The organism is Paenibacillus alginolyticus DSM 5050 = NBRC 15375, assembly GCF_000422905.1.
Taxonomy (GTDB): Bacteria; Bacillota; Bacilli; order Paenibacillales; family NBRC-103111; genus Paenibacillus_E; species Paenibacillus_E alginolyticus.
The window spans coordinates 1-7009 of the sequence record NZ_AUGY01000180.1 but is presented as its reverse complement, the minus strand read 5'-3'; the positions used below and the strand labels follow the sequence as shown (position 1 = coordinate 7009).

Below are 7009 nucleotides of genomic sequence, written 5' to 3'. Positions count from 1 at the left end.
CAAAACCATTTGACCAAATCCGTTCTTGTCTTTTCGAAAATCGTTCCGGTGATCACGGTTGTTTGGTGTTGGCAATTCGTACACTCGTAAAGAGGTAAATTACGAGTCTTAATTTCGTAAGCCTTCTGGTGCTGACATTTTGGACAGTGATATCCCTCAGGCCACTTCATCTTGAACAAATGCTGATGGCAAGCTTCCTCGGTTTGAAACTTCTTTTGAAATTGAATAAGATTCATCGATTCTTGCTTTGCCATAAAAATCACTCCCGAACATATGTTTGATTTCATTATACCAAACATTAGTTCGTATTTAAAGACATTCCTGAGCTAACTGGATAATCAAATTAAATTTTTATTCGATTGAGCCACTTGATTTCGAACAACTTTGATGGCATACAAATTGTTATAGATCATGAAAATCACGATGGGTATGACAATAATCAATAACCCAAATATCAACTTAAAGCGCAGTGTCTTGAACAGAGGCAAAGCATGAATTTGCATGATTGAATAGACTTCCCCTCTCATGAAAGCTTGATGATCAGATCGAAGACACTTCAGGTTTCAGATAGGCCATGATCATGTTAATTAGCTGCCGCATCATCTCATCTGGATCGATCTCTTGTTCGGCACGAAGGATGTTTCCCCTTGAAGCCATCCGCTGCGTCATGCTCATCATCGTGTTTGCAATCATGGCTGAAGTTTTGGCGGGATGCAGATCAGGGCGGATCGAGCCATCTTGAATGCCTTCCTTAATAAGCTGAAAAGGCGATGGAAAGATATTTTTGATGAAAATTCTGTACTTTTCCTCCAGTTCAAGGGTTGGATACTTTTCTCGGTAATAGTGATCAAAAAGTCCAATAAAGCGCAAATGGCTAGGCCTAGTTTGGGTAAAATCCTGCCATGCCAATAACAAGTTCTGCATTTTCTCATCGGCTCGTTCACCAACTATGTGAGAATCGACAAATCTAAATAAATCGTCTAATACCTTCATCTGAACCTCAAACGCCAGCTCATCAATCGAGTTATAATATTTGTAAAGCGTGACACGGCTGATTCCCAATTGACGTCCGATGTCTTTCATCGTTACACCTGGCAAATCTTTTTCCAAAAAAAGCTCCTGAGCAGCCAGAATAATGTCCTGCCGCCGTTTATCTCTATGTTCCTCTAATTCCTGTTCCCACTTGCTTTTCATAAATCAACACTCCTCGATACAGAAGCTACTCTCACAAAAACCTATTTACACAGTGTAAACACCTAGAGTTCACTCCAATTATATCCAATAGCTGAATTTGTTGCAAACGTTTTCATTATGTCTAATCACTCTTTTAACCATTTCTCCAGAGGCATAAAAAGCGCCTAAATTCCATCCATAACGATGTGGGGCTAGTCACTCCCCCTTCCAACTCATATAATAGGAAGACAAAGCTGCCTAAGAAGTTTAAAGGAAGGATGTTCACCTAGATGCTGTCTCAATTGAATCGTCAATTAGAAAAAATCTTGCCGCTAATCACACCAGTCAGTGTTCTCATCGGTGTTTTGCTAGGCAGTCATTTATCCGGTTTCACCTATTTATCCCCTTGGTTGTTTGCCTTTATGACTTTCGCTGGCAGCATAAGCTCAAGCTTCAAAGAATTCGTCAAAGTGGTTGTTCAGCCTCTTCCACTCATCATCACATTGTTGATTCTACATGTCGCGATGCCGCTGATTGCGATGGGTCTCGGGCATGTCGTATATAGCCAAGAGCCCATGACGATAACTGGCCTCATTTTAGCAGCAGCCATTCCTACTGGCATTACAAGCTTCGTCTGGGTAGCCATTTATCGCGGGAATATCGTGCTCACGTTATCGATTATTCTTATGGACACCATTCTTTCACCCTTTGTCGTTCCCTACACACTATCAGCGTTAATTGGCACCAAAGTACAGATGGACTCCTTCGCGATGATGAAAGGCCTGTTCCTGATGATCGTTCTACCTTCTATCCTTGGCATGCTGCTGAATCAATGGACGCGCGGCAAAATTAAGGAACAATGGAGTGGGCGTCTAGGTCCTTTTTCGAAAATAACCATGGGCATCGTTGTCGCGATCAACAGCTCCGTGATTGCCCCTTATTTACGTGATTTTAACGCCAAACTACTAGGCTTAGCCGGATTTGTACTCTTCATAGCCTCACTTGGATACATTCTTGGATGGCTGATCGCTAAGCTTATGCGGTGGGATCAAGACGTCGTCGTAGCACTTACGTTTAACAGTGGGATGCGTAATATTAGTGCTGGCGCGGTACTCGCAGTTGCCTACTTCCCGCCTCTGGTGACTGTCCCCGTTGTACTAGGAATGCTGTTCCAGCAATCGCTGGCCTCCCTTTTCGGCTATCTGTTGAACAGACGCTACGCTTTGAAAAGTGATATTCCCAGCTTAACGGTCAAAAGTGTGAAACAAGTTTAGTTGAGAAGCTGCCCGTGCAGCTTCTTCTTATGTTAATCAGCTGTGATTTCGCTCTCTCCTTTAAAACATTCAAAACATATTAACGTGTTATCGTCTAACACTACGCCGTTAATAAATCCATCATGGCAGAAAATTTGCTTTTTGCATTCCTTGCACTCCCCAACAAGCTCCTGCATAAATAGCACCTCCCAGTTGTAAAACTTTGCTCATTCTTATTCTTCCAGTTCTTGTTCTGCTGGCGATCACTTTGGAATTTATTTTAACACGAAGGGCACCCATTAGCTGGATGCCCTTATCAGCAGATTATGATTGCCGCGGCGCAATCAGTTCGATTATGAATCATTTGTGTGGTATTAAGTTAAAACTCCTTTTCCTCAGCCCATTTTAAGCTAACTTTTATGTATTATTCAGTTTCTCTTCTCAGATTTTTCATAATTGCCGTGTACGATTGTGAAGAAGATGATTGATAGGAGTGATACATAGCATGATGAAAATGACAAAAATAGCGGGCTTATGCATTCTTATCCCCGTATTACTAAGCGGTTGTGGGAACGCTTCCTCCTCACAAACTGCTGCAGCAAGCTCAGCACAACCGCAGCAACAACAACAAAACGGACAATCCCAGGCAGACGGCAAGCAAAATGCTCAAGACCGACCTGTCATGAATGCGGCACAAAGACAAATCTTCAGTACCTTTCAGACCCTGCTCCAGCTAGACAAAGCAGATGGACTTACCATTACGAAGGAGCAGGCTCAAGCCATGCTGCCCGTTGCGCAAGAGATCGTCACAAAAGCTGAACTTAGTGATGAAAACAAGACCAAGCTGTTTGAAAAGCTGACAGATGCCCAGAAGAAATTTATAGAAGATGCAGCTGCGCGTATGGGCAATCGAGGAAACGGCGGTGCAAATGGTTCTGGGAATAACGGAAACACCGGTAATGGCAAGGGAAATCGAAATGGTCAATCTGGAAATACAGAAAATAAACCAGATGCTTCTGCACAACCAAACGCTTACGCACCCGATCAAACCGGTGGCAAGAAAGGCAATGGAAATCGTCCTGCTGGCGGCGAAATGAGAGATCCCGGTAAGCAGCTCATCGAATTGCTGCAAAACAAGGTGAAATAAGTCGAATATTTCCGAGGAAATGATAATGTGAGAAAGACCTCCAACCACAATGTGGGTTTGGAGGTCTTTCTGGTTCATTCTTATGATCTTAAGGTCTGAATGACCTGCTCTGCTTTTGCTTCACCGCTGGCAACTTGCTCGATGTGCTCTCCGAACATGTCACACATATACACGAAAAGGGTAAGAATTTCTAACACTTCATCACTCTCGAACGTACGCGAAGCCGATAGGCTATACACATAGCGATAATGGATCTCGCCTTCCTCATTAACTCCAAAGTGTCCTATTGGCAAACGCGTATTAATTTCTAGTAAGAGCGCGGCTACATCTTCACGAGCACCAGCTTGAAGATGAAACGGTAGCGTACTGTAGATTTGCAGCAGTTGAATAGCGACTATTTCCTCATCATTCAACGGTAAAAAGCTAAAATGAAGGAATCGATCTCGACCTTTACTATCCTCTTGAAACCCTGCCATTAGCACATGCAGCGGAATAGCTTCGGATTTCTCTAATAAATTCGTGGCAAGCTCTGCTTCATCCAAAATCTCTTTCAGCTGCCCTAATTGCGCCAAATGACGCGCATGCGCAAGTTCTGTCAACATATCTCTTCAATCTCCTATTCTCTCTTACCCATCGCTTCAACAATGGCTTTTTTCAGATTCTCTGCATCGCCATCGAACTGATACAAGGCTTGAATACTTACACCAGCTGCTTCTACGAAGCTCTCAACTTGTTTGTAGCGTGCGACGCACGCTGCATCCTGTTCATCATAAAGTGGGAGCTTCTCGAACATATCAAAAATAAGTTCTGTGTCATGGGCTCGTTTTTCTTTCTTTTTCTCTGTTGATTTATCAGCGTTAAATATCGCTTTAGTAATACCCCAAGCGCCTGCTTTCGATGCGCGGTCACGTCCAGCTTGCTTCAAGGATCTGGCAATTGGCATCGCTGCGCCAATACCTGTGGCAACGATTTTCAGCGGCGTTCCTACCTGAGCTCCTACCCCTGTAAGCGTAGCAATGTCGGCAGCGATCTTCGTCAGCTCAATCCCAATTTGAATAGCTCCACGATCTGTTCGCTTCACGTTAATCTTTTTCATTTCTTTCGCTAATTCATACTTGGCGATTTCGTCCAGTTGTTCAGCTGCTGCAGCATCTCCACCCGCTTTAAGCACTTCGAGATCCTGTTTTTCTTTGCTAGCTTCGCTTTGTCTACACCAGCATTTCGCGTGTACCAGCGTTTTTCTTTGAGTACGTCGGCATTCCCAGCTTTGCCTTTGAAGTCACGTTTCAAGGTCGTCATTGCGCTACGATTGAGACCAGCCTTGATAACATCAACGGTTTTAATTGCAATTTTCACACCGCTTACAGCGATACTTACGCCCGGGATAACGGCCGTCAAGCTTGCTGTACTTGACTCCATGATATCCATGATGCCTTTGGCCACTTTGATCCCAGATTGAGCGGCCTGAATCGCATTGCTAATGATCTCGATAACGCCTCTTGCTTTTTCTGCATTATTCAGACCGCCATTGTCCGAATGCTTTTTATACATATCGTAAATTGCTTTAACGGCCATGATCGTATTCTTAACTGCGGAGATCGCTTCCGCTACCGTCCCTGTGTAGTCACTGGCGGATGAGGAACCTCCGACACCATCCTTATGGCCAGTTGATTTAGCTGCCTTATCAACTAGACCAGCTGAGCCGCTGACCATTTTACCGCTTGCCTCGATCATAGTCGAACCTGTACCTGCATACTGGAAACGTTTATCATGTCCCTTGCGCTCGCGAGAAGCAGCAAGCGTTTCTCTAATCGCACTCATGATCTGGAAGGGCCCGCCAACGAGATCTGCTGTAGAGGCGACTGCCCCCATAGTAGCTGACTGCTGCGCTGTACCGGCATCCTTCGTTTTATCGTAGGACTCTTTCAAATCATCCGAACGTTTGCCGAAGCTATCACTAAAAGTAGAGGTGACACCTGATGTCATATCCGCATTATCTTTGGTATCGTCACCTGTTGGATGCAACGTTGAAGCAGCCGGGATCACGGTTGGCGCTACAATCGTTGCCGGAGCCGCGGTCGTTGGTGCGACAGTCGCTGCCTGCTGCGGTGTCTGCGCCGTTACGTTGCGCTGAATCAATTGATTCGCGAAGGCTTGTGTATCGCGATTCCCTACTGTGCGCTGCATCTGCATAAAGAAGTTAGCCCCCAATGGCGACGCTTGTGATCCTGCCTTACTTGTCGGAGCCACCTGCGATTGCTGCGAATTCTGGTGCGAGGGACTCGCTTGTTTGGAATGGGCCAGTTTTCCTTGTGGCATCCGGAGAACCTCCTTTACGCATAGGATTGTGCTTGCGATAAAATTCTCTGAATCTATGAACTCGCTGCTAGATTCGCTCTACTTGCCGCCTCGTTGTTGAACAACATGCGTTAATTCGTGACCAAGCAGTTCTTGTCCCTCGCGTGTATCTGGGTTGTATCGGCCTTCGCGGAAAAACACATCATTCCCTGTAGCAAAAGCTTCTGCACCTAAGGATCGGTTAATCTTTGATGACTCTGAATCATTATGTATATTTACGTTGCTAAAATCAGTGTTGAACGCCGATTCCATCTTCGCTTGAATGCTGGCATCCATTCTGCTCCCACTTCCTTGCTTCGCTTTAATCTGCGACTCAATCCCTGCACCTGCTTCAAATCCGCCTTCCGACGATGACTTCATCTGCAGCTCTTCTTCCTCAGACTCTCCACCTTCCGAGAGCTGAATCGACTCTGATGATGGCTTCATCTGCAGCTCTTCTTCCTCAGATTCTCCGCCTTCTGCGCGCTGTACATCTGGCTTAGATGCTCCACTACTTTCAGATGCAGCAATATGCTCAGCCGCTTGTTTACCCATTTGATCGGCTTCTTGCTCATAAGCATCACCAGCTGGTCCAACGGTCATTTTCGTCTGAATGGTCAACATATTGCCCACGGCGCGATTGCCAATTGCCCGTTGAATATTCATCAAATCGGATGAAACAGAAGAATTCTGTTTATTGATTTTATTCGTATGCAAAGAAGAATCTGGTTGCCGGTTAATATGGGATTTTTGCATGGCATAACCCTCCTTGTATGCTAAGAGCAGTTCCTAATTCTTTAATGAATTGGAAATTGCTCTTATTATTTTTTGTTCCTTGAAAAATGAATTTGAACCGGTTGTGAACGTAGCTCAAGCGAAGGCGCGGGAGCCGTCCCAACGGGACGAAAATTTTTAAAAGGTGTTTACGATCTTGCGATGTCTTTGGGACAATGCCAATAGGTGCTACTGACGGGAATGTTCCTTACCCTCCTGTTGAACCAAGCATTTGGTTTCTTCCAATTTAGAGTGTTCCCTTGGCCTCTTCCGTATTTTCCTACACGCTGACTGTATCCCGTGCGCTGCCATCCCTTCCGCATTG

At 45.0% G+C, this 7009-nt stretch carries 10 protein-coding genes; 2 read left to right on the top strand and 8 right to left on the bottom strand.

Annotation, left to right across the window (positions count from 1 at the left end; all coding sequences use genetic code 11):
• From G519_RS0137355 to G519_RS0137345, 3 genes are all read right to left on the bottom strand, one after another.
• The coding region (locus tag G519_RS0137355) for a transposase (RefSeq protein ID WP_029198890.1) at nucleotides 1–254 on the bottom strand (254 nt) is incomplete at its 3' end.
• 84 nt (nucleotides 255–338) lie between these two features.
• The gene (locus G519_RS50935; protein WP_154669665.1) at nucleotides 339–503 is read right to left on the bottom strand and encodes a hypothetical protein; all 165 of its coding nucleotides are present in this window, start codon (nucleotides 501–503) and stop codon (nucleotides 339–341) included.
• Between the two features lie 37 nt (nucleotides 504–540).
• Nucleotides 541–1194, bottom strand: a complete 654-nt coding sequence (locus G519_RS0137345) for a TetR/AcrR family transcriptional regulator (protein ID WP_029198889.1) — start codon at nucleotides 1192–1194, stop codon at nucleotides 541–543.
• Between the two features lie 269 nt (nucleotides 1195–1463).
• On the opposite strand from G519_RS0137345, the gene G519_RS0137340 reads away from it, so the two are divergent.
• Nucleotides 1464–2447 carry a bile acid:sodium symporter family protein gene (locus G519_RS0137340; RefSeq protein WP_029198888.1) on the top strand — a complete coding sequence of 328 codons (984 nt, stop codon included), beginning with the start codon at nucleotides 1464–1466 and terminating at the stop codon, nucleotides 2445–2447.
• Nucleotides 2448–2479: 32 nt separating this feature from the next.
• Here G519_RS0137340 and G519_RS51480 read toward each other — a convergent pair whose 3' ends face one another.
• A complete protein-coding gene (locus tag G519_RS51480) occupies nucleotides 2480–2623 on the bottom strand; it encodes a hypothetical protein (RefSeq protein WP_164826804.1) in 144 nt (47 codons plus the stop codon).
• 308 nt (nucleotides 2624–2931) lie between these two features.
• On the opposite strand from G519_RS51480, the gene G519_RS46550 reads away from it, so the two are divergent.
• Nucleotides 2932–3573 (top strand): hypothetical protein, encoded by a 642-nt coding sequence (locus G519_RS46550; RefSeq protein WP_051254070.1) that lies wholly within the window; start codon nucleotides 2932–2934, stop codon nucleotides 3571–3573.
• Between the two features lie 80 nt (nucleotides 3574–3653).
• Here G519_RS46550 and G519_RS0137325 read toward each other — a convergent pair whose 3' ends face one another.
• The 4 genes from G519_RS0137325 to G519_RS52775 all read right to left on the bottom strand — a co-directional run bounded on the left by G519_RS0137325 (nucleotide 3654) and on the right by G519_RS52775 (nucleotide 6666).
• Nucleotides 3654–4175 carry a YbjN domain-containing protein gene (locus tag G519_RS0137325; protein ID WP_029198887.1) on the bottom strand — a complete coding sequence of 174 codons (522 nt, stop codon included), beginning with the start codon at nucleotides 4173–4175 and terminating at the stop codon, nucleotides 3654–3656.
• A 14-nt stretch (nucleotides 4176–4189) separates the two neighbouring features.
• Nucleotides 4190–4744 carry a hypothetical protein gene (locus G519_RS0137320; protein ID WP_029198886.1) on the bottom strand — a complete coding sequence of 185 codons (555 nt, stop codon included), beginning with the start codon at nucleotides 4742–4744 and terminating at the stop codon, nucleotides 4190–4192.
• Nucleotides 4678–5892 (bottom strand): hypothetical protein, encoded by a 1215-nt coding sequence (locus G519_RS0137315; protein ID WP_029198885.1) that lies wholly within the window; start codon nucleotides 5890–5892, stop codon nucleotides 4678–4680. The genes G519_RS0137320 and G519_RS0137315 overlap by 67 nt, the downstream gene beginning before the upstream one ends.
• A gap of 78 nt (nucleotides 5893–5970) precedes the next feature.
• Nucleotides 5971–6666 carry an eCIS core domain-containing protein gene (locus tag G519_RS52775; protein WP_029198884.1) on the bottom strand — a complete coding sequence of 232 codons (696 nt, stop codon included), beginning with the start codon at nucleotides 6664–6666 and terminating at the stop codon, nucleotides 5971–5973.
• Between the last annotated feature and the right edge of the window lie 343 nt (nucleotides 6667–7009).

Coding starts and splice junctions, on each gene's coding strand:
- G519_RS50935 (WP_154669665.1), bottom strand. CDS start 503: ATGCAAATTCATGCTTTGCCTCTGTTCAAGACACTGCGCTTTAAGTTG.
- G519_RS0137345 (WP_029198889.1), bottom strand. CDS start 1,194: ATGAAAAGCAAGTGGGAACAGGAATTAGAGGAACATAGAGATAAACGG.
- G519_RS0137340 (WP_029198888.1), top strand. CDS start 1,464: ATGCTGTCTCAATTGAATCGTCAATTAGAAAAAATCTTGCCGCTAATC.
- G519_RS51480 (WP_164826804.1), bottom strand. CDS start 2,623: ATGCAGGAGCTTGTTGGGGAGTGCAAGGAATGCAAAAAGCAAATTTTC.
- G519_RS46550 (WP_051254070.1), top strand. CDS start 2,932: ATGATGAAAATGACAAAAATAGCGGGCTTATGCATTCTTATCCCCGTA.
- G519_RS0137325 (WP_029198887.1), bottom strand. CDS start 4,175: ATGTTGACAGAACTTGCGCATGCGCGTCATTTGGCGCAATTAGGGCAG.
- G519_RS0137315 (WP_029198885.1), bottom strand. CDS start 5,892: ATGCCACAAGGAAAACTGGCCCATTCCAAACAAGCGAGTCCCTCGCAC.
- G519_RS52775 (WP_029198884.1), bottom strand. CDS start 6,666: ATGCAAAAATCCCATATTAACCGGCAACCAGATTCTTCTTTGCATACG.